The organism is Mycobacterium sp. THU-M104, assembly GCF_049197365.1.
In the GTDB taxonomy this organism is placed as follows: domain Bacteria; phylum Actinomycetota; class Actinomycetes; order Mycobacteriales; family Mycobacteriaceae; genus Mycobacterium.
Genome location: NZ_JBMIOP010000051.1, coordinates 12,679 through 28,653, shown reverse-complemented (window position 1 = coordinate 28,653; position 15,975 = coordinate 12,679). Strand labels below are relative to the sequence as shown.

17 protein-coding genes and 1 pseudogene are annotated in these 15,975 nt (G+C 64.2%); 8 read left to right on the top strand and 10 right to left on the bottom strand.

The features are described from left to right. From ACOJVU_RS05620 to ACOJVU_RS05595, 6 genes are all read right to left on the bottom strand, one after another. The coding region (locus ACOJVU_RS05620; protein WP_421528866.1) for a recombinase family protein at positions 1–1,295 on the bottom strand (1,295 nt) is incomplete at its 3' end. Positions 1,296–1,448: 153 nt separating this feature from the next. Continuing rightward, the gene (locus tag ACOJVU_RS05615) at positions 1,449–3,416 is read right to left on the bottom strand and encodes a DNA cytosine methyltransferase (RefSeq protein ID WP_095794455.1); all 1,968 of its coding nucleotides are present in this window, start codon (positions 3,414–3,416) and stop codon (positions 1,449–1,451) included. Positions 3,417–3,583: 167 nt separating this feature from the next. Beyond that, complete coding sequence (locus ACOJVU_RS05610; protein WP_095794456.1) at positions 3,584–3,997, bottom strand: hypothetical protein; 414 nt, start codon at positions 3,995–3,997, stop codon at positions 3,584–3,586. A 51-nt stretch (positions 3,998–4,048) separates the two neighbouring features. Continuing rightward, positions 4,049–4,582 (bottom strand): hypothetical protein, encoded by a 534-nt coding sequence (locus ACOJVU_RS05605; RefSeq protein WP_095794457.1) that lies wholly within the window; start codon positions 4,580–4,582, stop codon positions 4,049–4,051. After that, positions 4,575–4,781 carry a hypothetical protein gene (locus tag ACOJVU_RS05600; protein ID WP_095794458.1) on the bottom strand — a complete coding sequence of 69 codons (207 nt, stop codon included), beginning with the start codon at positions 4,779–4,781 and terminating at the stop codon, positions 4,575–4,577. Before ACOJVU_RS05600 ends, ACOJVU_RS05605 begins: the two co-directional genes overlap by 8 nt. 80 nt (positions 4,782–4,861) lie before the next feature. Further along, positions 4,862–5,116 carry a hypothetical protein gene (locus ACOJVU_RS05595; RefSeq protein WP_095794459.1) on the bottom strand — a complete coding sequence of 85 codons (255 nt, stop codon included), beginning with the start codon at positions 5,114–5,116 and terminating at the stop codon, positions 4,862–4,864. 102 nt (positions 5,117–5,218) lie between these two features. On the opposite strand from ACOJVU_RS05595, the gene ACOJVU_RS05590 reads away from it, so the two are divergent. Both ACOJVU_RS05590 and ACOJVU_RS05585 read left to right on the top strand, forming a co-directional pair. Beyond that, complete coding sequence (locus tag ACOJVU_RS05590) at positions 5,219–6,421, top strand: hypothetical protein (protein WP_255254606.1); 1,203 nt, start codon at positions 5,219–5,221, stop codon at positions 6,419–6,421. 62 nt (positions 6,422–6,483) lie between these two features. Next, positions 6,484–6,747 (top strand): helix-turn-helix domain-containing protein, encoded by a 264-nt coding sequence (locus tag ACOJVU_RS05585; RefSeq protein ID WP_095794461.1) that lies wholly within the window; start codon positions 6,484–6,486, stop codon positions 6,745–6,747. A 62-nt stretch (positions 6,748–6,809) separates the two neighbouring features. Here ACOJVU_RS05585 and ACOJVU_RS05580 read toward each other — a convergent pair whose 3' ends face one another. Further along, positions 6,810–7,169 carry a hypothetical protein gene (locus ACOJVU_RS05580; RefSeq protein WP_176471047.1) on the bottom strand — a complete coding sequence of 120 codons (360 nt, stop codon included), beginning with the start codon at positions 7,167–7,169 and terminating at the stop codon, positions 6,810–6,812. Positions 7,170–7,292: 123 nt separating this feature from the next. On the opposite strand from ACOJVU_RS05580, the gene ACOJVU_RS05575 reads away from it, so the two are divergent. The 4 genes and pseudogenes from ACOJVU_RS05575 to ACOJVU_RS05560 all read left to right on the top strand — a co-directional run bounded on the left by ACOJVU_RS05575 (position 7,293) and on the right by ACOJVU_RS05560 (position 8,602). Then, complete coding sequence (locus tag ACOJVU_RS05575; RefSeq protein WP_095794462.1) at positions 7,293–7,529, top strand: hypothetical protein; 237 nt, start codon at positions 7,293–7,295, stop codon at positions 7,527–7,529. 2 nt (positions 7,530–7,531) lie between these two features. Beyond that, a pseudogene (locus tag ACOJVU_RS05570) lies at positions 7,532–7,829 on the top strand (hypothetical protein). Positions 7,830–8,003: 174 nt separating this feature from the next. Further along, positions 8,004–8,198: a hypothetical protein gene (locus ACOJVU_RS05565; RefSeq protein ID WP_095794463.1), complete on the top strand. Its 195-nt coding sequence runs from the start codon at positions 8,004–8,006 to the stop codon at positions 8,196–8,198. After that, positions 8,189–8,602 carry a PIN domain nuclease gene (locus tag ACOJVU_RS05560; RefSeq protein WP_095794464.1) on the top strand — a complete coding sequence of 138 codons (414 nt, stop codon included), beginning with the start codon at positions 8,189–8,191 and terminating at the stop codon, positions 8,600–8,602. Before ACOJVU_RS05565 ends, ACOJVU_RS05560 begins: the two co-directional genes overlap by 10 nt. A 330-nt stretch (positions 8,603–8,932) precedes the next feature. Here the strand turns inward: ACOJVU_RS05560 and ACOJVU_RS05555 are convergent, their stop codons facing one another. After that, positions 8,933–9,427, bottom strand: coding sequence for a transcriptional regulator (locus ACOJVU_RS05555; protein WP_095794441.1), 495 nt, complete (start codon positions 9,425–9,427; stop codon positions 8,933–8,935). A 271-nt stretch (positions 9,428–9,698) separates the two neighbouring features. Here ACOJVU_RS05555 and ACOJVU_RS05550 point away from each other — a divergent pair, with 271 nt between their 5' ends. Further along, positions 9,699–9,926: a hypothetical protein gene (locus ACOJVU_RS05550; RefSeq protein ID WP_095794440.1), complete on the top strand. Its 228-nt coding sequence runs from the start codon at positions 9,699–9,701 to the stop codon at positions 9,924–9,926. After that, positions 9,917–10,330 carry a PIN domain nuclease gene (locus tag ACOJVU_RS05545; protein ID WP_095794439.1) on the top strand — a complete coding sequence of 138 codons (414 nt, stop codon included), beginning with the start codon at positions 9,917–9,919 and terminating at the stop codon, positions 10,328–10,330. The genes ACOJVU_RS05550 and ACOJVU_RS05545 overlap by 10 nt, the downstream gene beginning before the upstream one ends. A 214-nt stretch (positions 10,331–10,544) precedes the next feature. Here ACOJVU_RS05545 and ACOJVU_RS05540 read toward each other — a convergent pair whose 3' ends face one another. Together ACOJVU_RS05540 and ACOJVU_RS05535 are read right to left on the bottom strand one after the other, a co-directional pair. Beyond that, a complete protein-coding gene (locus ACOJVU_RS05540; protein ID WP_176471045.1) occupies positions 10,545–12,308 on the bottom strand; it encodes a S1 RNA-binding domain-containing protein in 1,764 nt (587 codons plus the stop codon). After that, positions 12,305–15,694, bottom strand: coding sequence for a serine/threonine-protein kinase (locus ACOJVU_RS05535; RefSeq protein WP_095794437.1), 3,390 nt, complete (start codon positions 15,692–15,694; stop codon positions 12,305–12,307). The genes ACOJVU_RS05540 and ACOJVU_RS05535 overlap by 4 nt, the downstream gene beginning before the upstream one ends. Between the last annotated feature and the right edge of the window lie 281 nt (positions 15,695–15,975).

The window sequence follows — 15,975 nt, the reverse complement described above, 5'->3', positions numbered from 1 at the left end:
GCCCCGCCGGTGCCCGCCAACTCATAAACCTCACTGGTATCGGTGGCCTCAGCGATGTCACGCCTGGCCTGCTGGATGCGGCTGGTGATCGGGTCGCGGGCCGCGATCCACTCCCGCGCGCTGATCGCGCCGTCGGCATACAACCCGGCCAGCTCATCGAGGCGCGTTTGATCGGCCTCCACGGCCGCCGCCAACGCCGCCACATCATGATTAGGGCTGGCTTTGCCGGCCAACACCTTCGCCAGATCCCGAGAATCCAGGCGGGTCAACACCGCATCAGTCAACAACGCCTCAACCGGTTCGGCGACCACCGTCAGCCGACCACAGCCGCCATGATCGGGTCCTTTCAGACAAACATAGCGGCGCACCCGATGATCGGGATTACTGTGCCGGGCTTGCGAATACAGCCGATTACCGCAACGCCCACACCGCAGCATCCCCGACAACACATACGTGCGCGCCGCCCGCGTCTTGGTCACCGACCGCGCCGCGATACGCGCCAAGATCCGGTCCCGCTCCGCCGGGGTGATGATCGCCGGCCATTTCGCGGGGCCGATCACCTCACCACGATGCTCCCGCAGCCCGGCGATACGGCCCGAGCACAGGATCTGGCGCACCGCCGAGGTCTGCCACGACTTGGCCACCGCCGGGGAAACGCCGGAGTCGTTGAGCCACACCGTCAACGACAACAACGACTGGCCCGCCAAGTAGCGGTCCACCATCTCACGCACCACCGCCGCCTCCGACGTCCGCAGCGTGATCTTGTCGTCCTCGTAGCCGAACGGACGCACCGAGCCGTGCGGTAGTCCCTGTTCGGCGTTCTGCAACATCTTGCGGCGAATACGTGCGGACTTGCGCCCGGACTCCTTGGCGGCGAACGCGGCGAAAATCCGGGCCATGAACAACCCGTCATCGTTACCCAGGTCAATATCGGCGGTCACGGTAGCCACGTCTCGCACACCCACCGACTCACACAAAGCGACAAACTCTTCCAACTCCACCGGTCGGCGATGCAACCGGTCCAAGTTGTAGACGATCACCGCATCCCGCGCCCCTGATGCCAGATCGGCCAGCATCCGCGCATACTGCCGACGCGGCTTGCCCGAGAACGCCGACACATCGTTATCCACATACTCATCGCCAACCGGCCAACCGCGGTCAGCAGACAGCTTGCGGCAATCCTCCAACTGCCGCGCCACCCCCAACCCGGTGCCCTCCACATCAGCCGAGATACGCGCGTAAATCGCCGCCGACCGCACCCCAGCCCGCTGACCAGCGGATTTCATCTTCGCCATGGGGGTATATTAGCAGCATCTAACCTTGGGAGCCTCCGTCTGTGATTGATCGAGGTCGACGTGGACGGTGTGGGTGGCGCGTCGGCGCCGAGGTGGTGGTGCTGCGCAGGGGGTGGGGGAGGCTGGGTCACCCCACCCCCTGGGGAGCTGACTTCAGGCGGCGGCCTGACCGTGCAGTGCGGCCCGAAGCCGCGCGCCGATCCATTCACCTACTGCGGGGGAGACCGCGTTGCCGAAGCCGTCGGTTTGGTTGCGGGCGCTTCCCCATACGGTGAAAGTGCCTTTGTGGTCGACGAAGTCGACGTCAAATCCGCAGCCTCGGCCGATCTCGTGGGCGGCCATCATCCGGAAGTAGCAGTCCTCGAGTTGCAGGTCGGCGAGCATGGCCTGCCAGTGGGCGCTGAGGACCGCTGTCGTGTCGCGGGAGGTCAGCGTGCCCAGGGGGTCGCTCATCGGATGGGGTGCGGTCTCGACGCCTTGGCTGCCGTTCTGCTTGTACCAGCCGGAAAACAGCACACCTTGAGTGACGGCCGAGCCGACGACGGTGCCCAGCGGATCGCTGACCGGGTGCGCGCGATATTGGGCTTCGGCGATCGAGCCGTTGTTTTTGATCACGCCTGCGGCGGTGAGCAGTCCGGGGATCTGGTCGGAGGTAACGGTGGGCATCGCCTCGGCGTGGTTGGTGGGAACGGTGTTGCGGCGGAACGGGACAACCCCGCTGGAGACGATTCCGAGCGTCTCGGAGCCACCCTGGGTGGGTAGCGGTTCGTCGCTGCCGCGAGGGCCGCCCTGGTAGTTGGTGACCGCCAACAGCAGTGCCTTTTCGTGGGTGCTGGTGACCGTGTCCATCGGCAGGCTGATGTGCTTGCCGTCGCCGTTGTGTCGGTGCGCGGCCAGGGTCTGTCCGGTGATGGCGACGGGCGGCGCGATCAGGCCGGTGGCGTTGGTGGCGGTTTGCGCCCACAGCGGTTGGCTCAGATCGCGGCTGCGGCAGGTTGATCCGGGCCGCTCGTAGGTATTGCCGGCGGCCGCGATCAGGGCACCAGTCGACAAGATCGCGGTTTCTTGCTGGCTGGTCTGGGTGGCCATCGGCTGCCACGGGTGACGCTCGCTGCCGTGGACGGCCTTGGCGGGCATCAAGATAGCGGGGAAGTCGGCGAAGCGTTGGCGGCACCGCTCGGCGCGGGCCATGGTTGCCGGGGCCAGCGGCTTGGCGCGGTCACCGATGCGCGTGCCGAGGTTGGTCAGGTCCATGGCCGCCAGCGACGGCGTCATGCGAGGGACGACGACGCCTCGGCAGGATGGGCAGCGGTAGTCGTACTGCTTGCCGTAGCGCACCGAACCGGTGGGAGGTACCCCGGTTCGCCACGTCCATACCGCGGCGACGACTTGGTCGCAGCGCGCGCACCACGTGGCCGGGCGGTGGTCGAGATCAGGGGTGGGGATCCGGCGGTCCCAAAAGGCGATATACAGCCGGTCGCGGCTTTGAGGTACTCCGAAGAACATGGAGTTCAGGTAGAGGACGCGGTGTTTGTAGCCGAGGTTGTCGAATTGCTTGAGCCACCACCGGTAGGTGGAGCCGTCGCCGACCTTGCGCTTGCCGGGAATGGCTGGTCCCCAGGAGGTCAGTTCGGTGGTGCATTCGATGAGGATGACTCGGGGGTGGTGTTGGGCGGCGTAGTGCAGGACGCAGTTGGCGGTGGCGCGGTCGCGTTCGGATCGGCTAACACTTGCCTCGAAGTCGGGGTCATCGAGGTCGAATAGCGACAGACCCTGCTCGTAGGCCTTCTTGGTGTTGGCTTGCGAGTGGTTGACGCAGGAAATTCCGGCGGCTAGCAGGTCTGCGGCAGGCAGGTCGCGCGCGGAGTGGTAATCCGCCGATTCGGGGTCGACTAGGTCGGCGATCCAGTGTTCGGCATCAGGGTGGTTGGCCTCGTGAACTTCGATCTTGTAGCGGTTGTGGTTGGCGGCCATGATCGTGGTGAACCCGGCGCGTTCGATGCCTTGGGTGAGGCCGCCGAAACCGCTGAATAAATCGACGGCGATCAGGTCGTCGTGAGCGAACCTGCGTTGCCGTGTTGCGGGTCGGTGCTCGGCTGTGGCGCTGGACGTGGAATGCATTGCGGTAACCCCTTTTTCCGTACCTGGAGTCATCCCAGGGTGTTATCTATAGTCTACACTATGAAGTAGACTATAGTCTACATATTGGCGGGGTTTGACCTGGCATATTTGGTGGGCGACCAGGCCGTTTGCGCAGGCCGGATTCCTTTGCGGGGCAACGCATTGGGCTACCGGGAAGTTGGTGGGCACTTGCGGGCGGGCGGGCAGCCGAACCGTAGGAGGTCGGTGACCCGAAGCTGGACGTAGACCTGCTCGACGGGTCCCAGGCGGGCCAGGCCCAGCGAGTCATGTATCCGGCCGGCCACGGTCGGCGGCAATTCTTGGAAGGTGCTGACACGGGCAAGCTTCCCGGTGGCCACCAGCTCGGCGAGGTAATGATGGGCCTGGCGCGCCAGCTGGTCGATGGTCAGCCAGAATTCGAGCGGATACCCGGTGACGTCGGGTAGGGCCTCGTGGCTGACGTCGGTGACCGCGACGTAGGTTGCGTGGTCGTTGACGTAGCGAACGCGGGCCAGTGCCGCGCCGTCGCCGGGTGCGGAGCCACCGAAGGGTGAGACGGTGGCCACGTAGGTCGATGTCATAGCTAGCTCCTGATCTCGTAGGCGGTTTCGTTGGTCGCGGACAGGCTCGGCTCAGCCGGGCGCGAAGAGTTCGAGCTGCACGGCGGTGGGGTCGCCGATGCGCAGGGCGCGGCGCAGGACGTCGTCGAGCTGGTCGCCGATGTGGCGGGCGCGGGCCCGGTGTGCGTCGGCCTCGTCGTGGCTGGGGTGATAGCGGGTGCACGGGCCGCCTTGCGCGTTGGGGGCAGTGGTGGACCAGGGGCAGTAGCACCAGTCGTATGCCCGTGCATTCTCGGCCTGGTCCAGGTCTCTGACGGCGATGAGTTCGGCGCGGATGTCAGCGGGCAAGCCACGGGCATAGGCGTTGATCTGCGCCTTGGAGATGACGACGCGGGCCTCGCCGTGCCCGGGAGAGGTGATCTTGCCGCTGCGGGTGCTCCAGCCGGTCATCCATGCGGGGCCGCCGTCAGGGTGGGTGTGCCCCCACGCTCCGGACATGGACTGCATCAGGTGGTCAGTTCCGGCGGGTCCGATGAGGCAGTCGCGAATTGCCCACCCGCCCATGAAATACAGCAGCCACCGCTGGTCGGTCGTGAGGTCAGTCATCGACAGAGCCATCGGTGTCGGGGTCGCCGTCCCATAGCGTGCTGTCGTTGAGATTGACTCGCAGAGGACCTGCTCCTGGGTTGGTGTCAACCTGGATGACCGGGACGCCATCGACTTCTGACACGAAGGCGCTGACCAAAACCTCGGCGCCGCCGGGAATCGTGACGACCATTGCGTCCTCTTCGTGAGTGATCTGCATGTACGTATCTCTTCCTTGTCGTTTACGGGCTGGACGTGAAAGTCGGTGGGGTAGGCGCGGTTCGGCCGCGAGCAGGCCGCTTAGCGCCAGCTTGCGGATTCGGTTACCGAACGAACGTCGGAGGACTCCCGGGCCACCACCGCTTCGGTAATGACACCGGCGTTGCCGACCTCGTAGCCGAACGCCTGGGCCAGATCGTGGTCATCGAGTGCGGCGTATTCGTTGCGGATGGCCGCGTCGCTGCCAGTTTTGGTTTGCGCCAGCAGGTTCAAGGCTTCTTCGCGCGTAAAAGCTGAGTGGCGCACCTCGGTGATTTCGCGGTCAACGTAGATCATGGGGCCTACTCCTTCGTGCGGGACTCGAACCGTGGATGTTGCTTATAGTCTACATTGGCTGTAGACTATAAGCAACATCAATCGAGGGGTTGAGTAACCGAAATGCCCATCACTGCAACGCAGTACAGTCCAAAGCGGCTGGCCGGTCTCGACAGCCATGCGGCCACACCATCGGTCGTGTTGTCGTTCGGCCTGGGCCTGGACAGCACGTCGCTGCTGATCCGATGGCTCACCGATGCCTCGTCACGCGACTTCGCTCTTGAGGAGCTGGTGCTTGTCACCGCGATGACCGGGCACGAGAGCGCGGCGACGGTCGAGGCGATGAATCGGCTTGTCCTACCCCGCTTGCGCCAGCACGCGATCCGTTACATCCAGACGGCCCGCTCGCAGCGCAGGACCAGCCGCGCGGGCGACGGCATCGTGATCCTCGACGACTCACGCAGCCCGCAGCAGCTCCACGCCGGGGGCCAGTACACCCTCGGCGATGAAATGCTCTCGGCGGCAACGATTCCACAGCGCGGCGGATCTAGAATTTGCAGTGTCCACTCCAAGGGCGATGCACTCGATCCCGTCATTGCACGCATCACCCAGGGCCGCCCGTATCGCCATGCCGTTGGGTTCGAAGCCAATGAAGCCTCCCGCGCTGCCAAGGACCGCTTACACGACACCGAATTGCGCTGTGGCTGGTATCCGCTCCAGGATTGGGGCTGGACCAGATCGGATTGCCAGCGCTACCTGCTAGAGGTTCTTGGTGAGACCGTGCCGAAAAGTTGCTGCGGCTTTTGCCCGTTCGCGATGAGTACAGCCGCGGGCCGCGCGCAGGTGATCGAGCGCTACCGTCAAGAGCCGCAACTCGGCGCCGACGCGATGTTCCTTGAGCATGTCGCCCGCAGCATCAACCCGTCACAGACGTTAATCGAGGGCAGCAGTGTGGCCGACCTGGTGATCGAGGCCGGCCTGTCAGAAGTCAGCGACCTATTCGAGGCAGAACTGCATAACCGCGCCTGGTCGATCTACGAAGTGCGCAGGGTGGCTCGCCCGGGCAAGGACGGCAAGCGGGGCATCGTCGCTCGATCGCTGCGCATTGTCGCAACTGGTAGCCGGGCGGCGATGGCCGATCAGTTGGCCTCACAGCCCGGTGGGCCGGTGCGCGGGCAGGACGGCATCGTGCGCCACGTCTTGCGGGAACGCGGGCGCGGCGGGATCGATCACCTGTTCGTGGCCGCACCAGCGGGAGCGCAGGCCAAGCAGCGCAGTGGCTTCGAGCAGTGGTGGCAAGAAGCCACCGCCGACGCCCTGTTCTAAAACACCCGGGCGCGGCAACCCGGCGCGTAGACTATGTGCAACAAAGGAACGGGGCGGCGGAAATGGTCGAGACGGTGCAGATTGATGACGACACCATTCAGGTCCGACTCGGCATGCGCATCAAGGCCCGCCGCGAAAAGCTTGGGCTGTCACAAAGCGAGCTCGGCGACCTCAGCGGTACTCACCGGACCTACGTCAACCAGCTCGAGAACGGTCGCAAAAACGTTACGGTCGGCACCCTGGCGCGGATAGCGAGCGCTCTTCGCACAACTCCCTCAGCGTTAACCCAAGGCATACTTGACGGCGGCCACGAGGCTTCTGACTGACGACCGCCGCGCCGCTGGTTTCTCTAGGGTTGGACGGCGCAGGTGTCATGGTCGGTTCGCTCTCAATCCAATTCGCGGTTATCCGGCTCGGTCTCTTCGTACGGTTTGACGACGGAGAGGTCGGTCGTGATCAGCTGCGGGTCTAGCAAGAGCGGGACTGTCAGGCGCGACTTTCCGTTACTGCTGGCGGCCGGCATGAGGACCGCGGCCAGCCAGCCGCCGTCGCTTCGCCGGATCCACGCGATCTGGCGCGCGAGCATGTGGGCTTCGACGCGCAGGCCGAAAGATCTCACCCAGAGCGGCAGTTCGTCGGCGCGGACGTGCTCGGTGCTGGGCAGGGCCTCGGCGGCGTGGACCGCGACCGGGCGGTTGGTGCGAAAGAGGGTTGGGTAGGCCGGATCCGATAGCCAGCGTTCGAACATGCTTTCGCATATTACGCCTGTGTCGCGGCTAGGTCCGCATCCAAACCCTGGGGCCGAGGACCGCAGACTGAGAATGATGCCCTGCCCTTTGTGGGTTCAACCCACAAAGGGCAGGGTGGTGATATGAGCGAGATGATCCGCACCGACAGTCGCGGCCGCGTCACCCTGGTGGGTCACCCGGACTCGACGTACTTGCTACGCGAAGAACCCGACGGCGTGCTGGTGCTGGAACCGGCCGTAGTCATGTCGGCGGCACAGGCGAGCTACCTCGCGCTCACGACTGCCGACCGCACGCGCATCGAGGACTTCCTCGACGACCCGGCCACCGCCGTGAAACGCACCTATACGCGGCGCCGATAGCCGTGCCCATCGAGTACGCACAGAGGCCGGGGGCGGCCGGCCGCCGCGCGCAGCTCGACGCGCTGGAGGAATCGGCCGACGACCAGACTTGGGACGCGATCTGCGATGTGCTCGAACTGATCGACCAGCAGCCGGACAGCGCGCAGGCCAGGCGGGAAGAAATTACCGGATCAAACGGCAAGAGAATGTGGAAGGTGCCCGTGCGGTCCGCATCCCGTCGACAGTCTCGCCGTCCTATGGACTCGCGGCTCCGCTGGCGACTATGTGGTGTTGGTCGGCGTTATGCCGATCGCAAGATAGTGACGCAAGCAGCCAACCAACCGCACAAGACTTCTCGGCACGGCCCAGCTGTCCGTTCTCACCGAACCTGGGGCAAGATTCTCATCGAATCGGCGCGTGTGGGCTTCGGTGGCCGCCGGCCAGGCCGTACCCGAGTGAATATATATCGCGATGCGTCGTGTATATACTGGGCTTGTGGGAAAGCATCTGATCGACATTGACGAGCAGGCATTGGAGATGGCTCGCGCGGAACTGGGAACTTCTACGATCAAAGAGACGGTAAACGCGGCTCTGCGCCGGGCGACGTCGCACCGACTACAGCATGTGTCCGCCGCGCTGGACGCATTGGCCGCCGCACCGTCCGAAGATCGCGCTGAGGCATGGCGCTGACGTTTCTCATCGACACCAGTGTGATCAAACGACTCGGCCAGCCCAGTGTGCGGCAAGCGGTGGAACCGCTCGCGGCTTCGGGCGAGGTCGCGAGGGCCCGTATCACCGATCTCGAGGTCGGCTATTCGGCGAGGAATGCGGCCGAGTGGGACCGCCTTACAGCGGCATTGAACGCATTCGAGCCGGTCGAATCGACCGAATCGCATCATCGTCGCGCACTTCAGGTGCAACGGCTCCTCGCTGAGCGAAGCCAGCGAGGCCGCAAGATCCCTGACCTACTGATCGCCGCCGCCAGCGAAGAACACGGACTGACCGTCTTGCACTACGACTCCGACTTCGACCTGATTTCCGCAGTGACCGGCCAGCCGTGCCAATGGGTGGTGCCATCTGGGACCGCCGATTAGAGCGCCCTGGCCCCGCTGAGGTACCGACAGGATTGACTGGCTCGGTCGCGGATGTCGCGTTCCCCCACCCAGTCCGCAAGCACGCGTGCCCCAGATTCGCTGAGAATCTTGCTCCAGGTTCAGTGAGAACGGACACCAGCGCCGAGGTAACTGACGCTGAAATTCGCACTCACGGTTCACGTCATTACGTCACCGTGACGAATCGGATGCGTGTCGCCCAACGCGAAATGTCAGCCGGAACAATGAATTCCGATCATTTCATGCATAACGGTGATTATGCATGAATTATAGGCTGGGCTTCTTTCCAATACCGGACTGCCGTGGTTGTCGCTACCGGGCAGTCCCCAAAACGCGCACGAGGATCTCGTACTCGGGCGGTCGATGGAATCGCAGATAGGTGATCCGGTGGCGGCCGTCGGCGAGACACGTGGGTCCGATGTCGGCAGGGCACCCGAGCCAGGTGCTAGTGAGGCCCTTGGCGGTGCAGTAGGGCCTCGCCCAATCGGACCACTGGGATTGGTCGTCTGGTAGTGGTTGATTGAACAGGGGCGATGAGCGCGCCAGAGTTGTTGCCGCGTCTACGTCGTCGAGTAGGTCGATGCTCCACGGCATCTGGGTCAGCGCGTCCAGGACGATGCGGCGGTATTCGGGATCTGCGCTCTGGTAGGCCCGCTGGTGGGCTGCGGGATCATAGCGGCGATCGCCGAGGTAGTTTTTCAACTGGGTATCGAGCTTCTTGTACGGGTGCGTGTCGCCGGCGTTCTTGCCAAGTCCGTGGGGCCAAGGCAGGGCGCCGAGGCGACGGATTACGAAGCGGTGGGCCATCGGAACCTCTTGGGGTCGTTGTGTTCCCGGTACCAATTGCGGAGGCGTAGGCGGCCACGCCGTCGATCTGGGTGTCGTTCATGGCTTCTCGTTTCCTCGCGATCCGAGGTAAGTCGAGGCACTCGTTCTCCTTGGCTCGCCTTGTTTGGCGGACAATCGGCTGGCGGTCACTCAGCATCGTTGGCCGACGACTTTCCGACTTGCCGCGTCGAATCTCGCCGGTGCTACCATCTGACATGATGATATCATCGATATCAGGAGGTTGGTCGGTATGGCTGATGTGTTGATCAGGGGACTATCGGACGCCGCGGTGGCGCACATCGATGCGTCCGCGGCGGCGCGCGGATTGTCGAGGCAGGAGTATCTGCGGCGACGGTTCGAGACGGAGCGCTCAGAGGGGCAACCTCAAGGCAGGCTCACGATCGAGGACATGCGTCGCGCGGCGGCCGCAGCGGCGGACCTCGACGACCCAGAGGTAATGGAGGGCGCGTGGCGGTGACCACGTGGCTCATCGACAAGTCGGCCTACACCCGCATATCAGGCTCGCCCGATGCCGAACTCTGGATCGACCGGATAGAACGCGGTCTCGTGCGAATGAGCACCGTCACCCGCCTGGAGATCGGCTATTCCTTTCGCACCGCGGCGCAAGCGCGTCACGAGGTCGTCTCCCCGCCACTGTCGCTAATGCCGGTGGAGTATCTAACGCCGGCCGCAGAAGATCGCGCCGTCGAGTTGCAGCTGCTGCTCGCCGATCGCGGTCAGCATCGCGCACCGTCGATCCCTGACCTCATGGTGGCTGCCGCCGCCGATATCGGAGCGCTCACAGTCCTCGCTGTTGACAAAGACTTTGACTTGATTGCGCAGATCTCTGGACAAGCCATCGAATGGCTACGCCTGACATAGGGGCCGGCGGCGGCGTGACGGGAAGGCGGCGCTGTGTTCCGGTATCGCCTTAGAAGGCTCGTGGCCGGGCTCAAGGTTGCCTTGGTTAATGCTGAGGGAGTTGTGCGAACCGACGACGATTTGCCCTTATCTGACTGTGCCCCAAAGTGATCGGATGGGCCAACACTAATTCTAGCCAGCGCGTGCCAGTGTAAGCAGCGCGCCACATGGGACGTTAGAGGGTATTGAGCGCGAGTGAGACTCGGCCCCGGTCGACGTCGACCTCGACGACCATGACCGAGACGGTTTGTCCGATAGTGACTACTTCTGAGGGATGTTCGACGCGCCGTTTGCCGAGCCGTGTCTTGTGGATGAGCCCGTCGAAATCGCCGAGGTCGACGAACGCGCCGAAGTCGGTGATGTTTTTGATAGGGCCCGACAGGGTTTGTCCTACAGCGAGTTTGCGTAGCGCGGCTTTCGTGCGTGAGCTGGTTTCCGAGGACCGTGTACGCGGGGTGCGGTCCGGCGAGGCCTTTGCCGGTGTCGTGGTCGTTGCTGGTCTGGCGGCGTGGTGCGTCGGCGGGACTCTGGCGGCGCGGGTTGTGGCGCCGGGCCGTACCCCCGTGCGGTACTGGGCTGGGAGAGTGCCGACGACTTCGAGGGCATGTGCCAGGTTGTCGGTCATGTATTTGGCGTAGGCGCCGTCGGCGAGTACCTGGTCTTGGACGAGGTCGCCTTCTTCTTGGCGGTACTTGCGTGATGGGTCGCCGCGAAACGATAGCCAGTTAAAGCTCGTCTTGATGTAGAAGTCGTCGCCTACGAGGACCTTGGCGTGTGTGTCGTCGACTTTGACGATTGCCAGGCGTTGTGAGCGTTGCGCGGCGGTGTGTAGCGCGTCGATGGCGGTGGTGTCGGTTTTCCGGTTGTCACCGAATCCCCAGAAGATTGTGACGTCGACGGTGCGGGCCAGCTTTTCTACGCGGCTGACCCATTGTGCGTCAACGACGGACTGGGTGATCCACGGGCTGATGATTAGCAGTCGCCGTTGGGAATTGGTCAGCGCGTCATCGAGCCGTTTGGGGTGCTCGTAGACGCCGAGCCAGCGAATAGCGCTGCGGCTGAGCGCTTCCGGGTCAGACTGGTCTTGGTCGACCATCGATGTCTGCAGGGCGATGACTTCGTCTCGGGTCAGCCGTTTGCCGGGGTGGCCGACGGGTTCGTGGGGTTCCTCGACGGGGGCGGCAGTCAGGCCAAGGCGCTGCACTGCGCCAATCGCTTCGAGGGCGGCGGTGTGTTCTTCGCTCCACACTCCGTCGACTTCGACACCTAGCCGCAGCGTGTTTGAGTCAATGTCTTTGTACACCAACAGGATCGCGTCGTAGTAGTAGTTGCGGTTCTCGGTGAGCCCGCTGACGCCCAGGATCCGGAACGCGTCGCTGTTAGCTCGCAGCGCCGTTGAGACCGCGGTGATGCTGAGATCCTCCAGTTGGATCGGCATGCTGGTCGCCGGCGGCATGAGAATTCGGCCGGGGTCGGATTTGGCTTGCGCTGAGCGCCGTAGCGACGGTTTTCGCCATTCGGTGACCCGGTTGGTGAGCCGGTCGTAGACCACCGGAATGGTCGCCGGTTTAGGGCGCCGTATGGTGGCGTTGCGGGCCGCTTCTTGGCCCAGGGCTTGCAGAGACAGTCGACGGTCGCCGCCTTCGGGTGGTTGGCGATAGTCGATGAACTCCGCGTGAAGCATGCCGGCTACGACGCTTTTGGTGTCCCCTTCATCCAGGCCGAGGAACAGCTGGAGGTCGTCGACGGTGTCGATGCCGTGCAGGATGGCCCGCAGCGCGTACTTCAGCGCGGCGTCGATCTCTTCAACCTGTTCGGCGAGTACGTCAACGGTCACGGCGGACACCGGGATTGCCGACGGTTCTGCTGCTAGCAGGACGTGGCCGGGCAGGGCGTGGGCCCAGCGGCGCGCGGCGTCGGCGAGGATGTCGCGGCTCACAGGTATTCGACCCGTGAGGTGTTGGCGGCGGTGATGTGGTGCAGCACCTTCTTGAGTGGGCCTTCCTTGCTGGCACAGAAGTCGGAATCGCCTACTATCCATAGCATTTCGCGGGCCCTGGATAGCGCCACGTTGAGGCGGCCTTTAAATCGTTCGGCGAGGAAGCCCAGTTCGCCGGCCGGGTTGCTGCGGGTTACTGAGAAGATGACGACGTCTGCCTCGCGTCCCTGGACGGCGTCGACCGTTTTGGCGGTGGGCTCGATGTGGGTCAGGGTCAGGCGGCGCAATGCGCGTTCAATTTCGGTGCACTGGGCCCGATAGCCGGTGAGGATCAGCACTTCCAGGGGCTGGCCATCGAGGCGCAGATAGGAGCCGCCGCTGATGTCGGTGTCGATCTGTTGGACCAGGTTCGCGACGTGGTCAGCTTCGAGTTTGTTCGACGAGCTCGAGCTGGCGTGCCGATCTTCTTCGTGGCGGTTGCCGCGCCTGCTGGTGGAAAACCACACCAGGCGGTCGGCTGGGTTGACGGTCGCCGGATCCACGACGGGGACCGGGTCATGAATGAGGGCGTCGTCGTAGAAGGTGTTGGAGATGAGTTCGCCGATGGGGACAGCCATTCGGTGCTGGGTGACCAGGCTGGTTTTGCAGGCGGCCGGAGCTTCTCCGATCAAGATGTCGAACAGCGACGCTGACAAGAACGCTTGGTCGAGGTCGAACGTCTCGACCAGGTCTTTGTGTTCGAACACCTCTTCGACCATCGGGGGCAGCTGCTTGGTGTCGCCTACCATGACCCATCTCTTGGAGCGGGTCATCGGGACGAGCAGTTCGGGTGCGGTCGCGCGCGACGCCTCGTCGATGATGCACAGGTCGAATTGCATGTCCTGGATGTGGCTGTTGGCGAGGAAGCCCATGCAGGTTCCCGCGACCACACTTTGGGTGGGTAGAAACATCGGCTCAGCGCTGTCCGGGTCGTTGAGGCTGGCCAGCCAATCACCTTGGGCGCGCATGAGTTCGCGCAGACGACGGTCGGTGCTGCGTCCCCCGAGCAGATCAGCCACCAAGGCGTGCAGTTGGGGTTCATCGACGGTGTCGCCCAGGGGGATGCCCAATCCGGTTGCCGCGGAACGGACTGCGGCGACGGTGTCGTCGGCGCGATCGGTAGCGCGTCCGTAGTCGGCCAGTAGTTCGGCGCGGTCTTCGGGGAGCTCGTCGTTGTCGAGGCGGTCGTCGTCGCCGAGTTGGCCGAGGGCTTCGGCGGCCTCGGCTTTACGCCGCAGGGTCGATGCGGCCTCCTCGGCGGTCAGCGCAAGTGAAAGATGTTCGACTTCAACGCCTTCGCGCTGGGCAAGGGTCGACATGCCCGCGCGGGCACGGTGGGCGACCTGTGCTGTCCATGCGGACACTTTGTTGGACAGCAGCATGTGTGCTGCGTCGGGGTCGACGTTGTCGTCGCGGCTGGACAACCGCACGACTGAGGTGACCCCGGAGCGGTGCAGCCGGGTGATGGCGTTGTCGATCGCCACGTGCATCTGGCTAACCAGGAGCACTTTGTCGGCGGGGCGTGCGGCCAGGTATTGGCCGATCAGTTCGCAGATGAACGACGTTTTGCCGGTACCGGGTGGGCCCTCGACCAGAAACAGGTCGCTTGAGCCGAGCGCGGCGGCGACGGCGGCTTTCTTGTCGTCGTCGAGATCCGGTGTCCTCGGCTGGAACGCGACCGGCTGCGGGTGTGCGGCCAGCGTCGGATCTAGGACGAGGTCGCGCAGGTGTGGCCGTGCCGCGCTGCCCTCCCGCAGCGCTGCCAGGGCGCTTTTCTGCCGGCTAATGGCGGCATTGGATGGTGTGCGGTCGCGGACTAGCAGCCCATCGGTTGGGATGTCGCCGCCTGGACGGTGGACGCGCACGGTGAGGGTTTGGCCGTCGACGTCGACGATGGTGGCGGCCACGCCGCGGCTGGTCGGTTCACTGACGGGTCGCGCGATGCGTTCTTGGTCGAGGACGGCGCCGGTCTGCGGCGTTGTTGCTTCGAGTTCGAATTCGGGGCCCGAGCGTGCTATCCGCTTGTACTGGATTGGCTCCTCGAGCCGTTTTTCGAGTTGCTGCTTGGCGTCGATCAACGCCGACCAGTTGTTGAGCCGCAGCTGTTTGAACCGGTCGCTGACCTGATCGCCGGCATCCTGAACGGCTTTTTGCAGCATTGTGTGCAGTTCGTGGGTGGCCAGCGCGGCCTGGTGCGGGTTGGCCGGGGGTGACGCGGTCCAGGTGTAATCGCGGCCGTCGAGGGTGACGGCGCTCTCGTTGCGGCGCAGAATCTCAAGCTGTTCAAAGTCTTTCGTTTCAGCCCAGATACAGAGCAGCCGCTGGGAGTTCTTGAACACCAGCGTCAACGAGATCTGGTCACCGACCAGGCGGAATTCTTCGGCGGTGAGTTCGGCGCCGCCGTCGTCGCTGTTCTTCAGCCGGGGAATTGCATAGGTTGCTGTCCCCATGCGCGCCGCGATCACCGCTTCAGCGGGTCGGCCATCGCCGCCTTCTTCGAGGGCTCGGCGGGCTGTGGCCGACAGTTCGAACGGGATTTCTTTTCTGCGGTGCCAGCGTGCGCTTCGCTTCGTTTGGATGGTCTGTAGAGCGAGGTGGAAGACCTGCCCGTCGGCCGGTCGTCGGTTGAGGTCGGTGTGGAGGGCATCGCTTAGCAGCTGACCCACTTCGGGGGGGACGTTGGCGTTGTCCAGGGCGCGCCCGATATCGGGGTAGTCGCGCAGTTCGTGGCCGGTCACGCACTGCAGCAGCGTTGCCGCCAGTCCGTAGACGTCGAAGCGGGTGGACCCGCGTGAGGCGGCGTCGGGCGGCGCCCACGGCGGCGTGGTCATCCCGACCACCGTGGCGTCTTTGGCGCCGGCGATCTGGTCTTTGATCTTGGACAGTGCGAAGTCGGCCAGCAGCGGTTGCGTGCCGTTCCATAACACGTTGGCGGGCTTGATGTCTCGGTGCAGAACCGACATCGAGTGTGAGTGCGCCAGCGCGGAGGCGAGCGGAAGCGCGATCACGTCGGCGATGTCGTCCCAGCCCGGCGGCTCAGCGAACGCGGCCAGCCAGTCTTTGATGGTCTCCTCGACCCAGTCGAGCACCACGTAGTACAACCCGGAATCGGTGTCGGTGCCGCTGTCGAGCAGGGCAGCGATATGAGGGTGGCTGAGCTTGCGCAGCGCGCCTGTTTCGCGCTCGAAATAGATGCGGTAAATGTCGTCGGATGTCGCTGGCACGATCTTGACCGCCACCAGGCGTCCGCGCTGGTGAAGGTCGGCGGCTTGGAACAGCTCACCTTGGCCGCCCACGCGGCGGGTGTTCTCGATTTCGGCGTAGCGGCCAGCGATCACACGCCCCACACGTATCCCCTTCCCGACCGCGGCCGTTCAGACGACGATACGCACTGCGAACGACACATTCGGCGTCGGTTCGCACGTGGCCCGCCCGGCGGCGGTCTGCGGGCTGGAGTAACGATATGTAAGCCGCCACCTCGCGTAAATGACAACTATCCTAATTCATAATTGTAAGCTATAGCTTGACGCTGGTGTGGATGCTGCCTCACACTGGGACTCATGGCAACGAGACCTGCCAGCCGCTTGGGTCAGCTGATCGAGGACTACAAACGTGTTCACAGCGCCAG

Excerpts from the sequence above, each read along its gene's own strand:
- ACOJVU_RS05610 (WP_095794456.1), bottom strand. The coding sequence starts at position 3,997 with ATGACATCGACCTACGTGGCCACCGTCTCACCCTTCGGTGGCTCCGCA.
- ACOJVU_RS05600 (WP_095794458.1), bottom strand. The coding sequence starts at position 4,781 with ATGCAGATCACTCACGAAGAGGACGCAATGGTCGTCACGATTCCCGGC.
- ACOJVU_RS05585 (WP_095794461.1), top strand. The coding sequence starts at position 6,484 with ATGGTCGAGACGGTGCAGATTGATGACGACACCATTCAGGTCCGACTC.
- ACOJVU_RS05615 (WP_095794455.1), bottom strand. The coding sequence starts at position 3,416 with ATGCATTCCACGTCCAGCGCCACAGCCGAGCACCGACCCGCAACACGG.
- ACOJVU_RS05560 (WP_095794464.1), top strand. The coding sequence starts at position 8,189 with ATGGCGCTGACGTTTCTCATCGACACCAGTGTGATCAAACGACTCGGC.
- ACOJVU_RS05575 (WP_095794462.1), top strand. The coding sequence starts at position 7,293 with ATGAGCGAGATGATCCGCACCGACAGTCGCGGCCGCGTCACCCTGGTG.
- ACOJVU_RS05555 (WP_095794441.1), bottom strand. The coding sequence starts at position 9,427 with ATGGCCCACCGCTTCGTAATCCGTCGCCTCGGCGCCCTGCCTTGGCCC.
- ACOJVU_RS05550 (WP_095794440.1), top strand. The coding sequence starts at position 9,699 with ATGGCTGATGTGTTGATCAGGGGACTATCGGACGCCGCGGTGGCGCAC.
- ACOJVU_RS05595 (WP_095794459.1), bottom strand. The coding sequence starts at position 5,116 with ATGATCTACGTTGACCGCGAAATCACCGAGGTGCGCCACTCAGCTTTT.
- ACOJVU_RS05580 (WP_176471047.1), bottom strand. The coding sequence starts at position 7,169 with ATGTTCGAACGCTGGCTATCGGATCCGGCCTACCCAACCCTCTTTCGC.
- ACOJVU_RS05605 (WP_095794457.1), bottom strand. The coding sequence starts at position 4,582 with ATGACTGACCTCACGACCGACCAGCGGTGGCTGCTGTATTTCATGGGC.
- ACOJVU_RS05590 (WP_255254606.1), top strand. The coding sequence starts at position 5,219 with ATGCCCATCACTGCAACGCAGTACAGTCCAAAGCGGCTGGCCGGTCTC.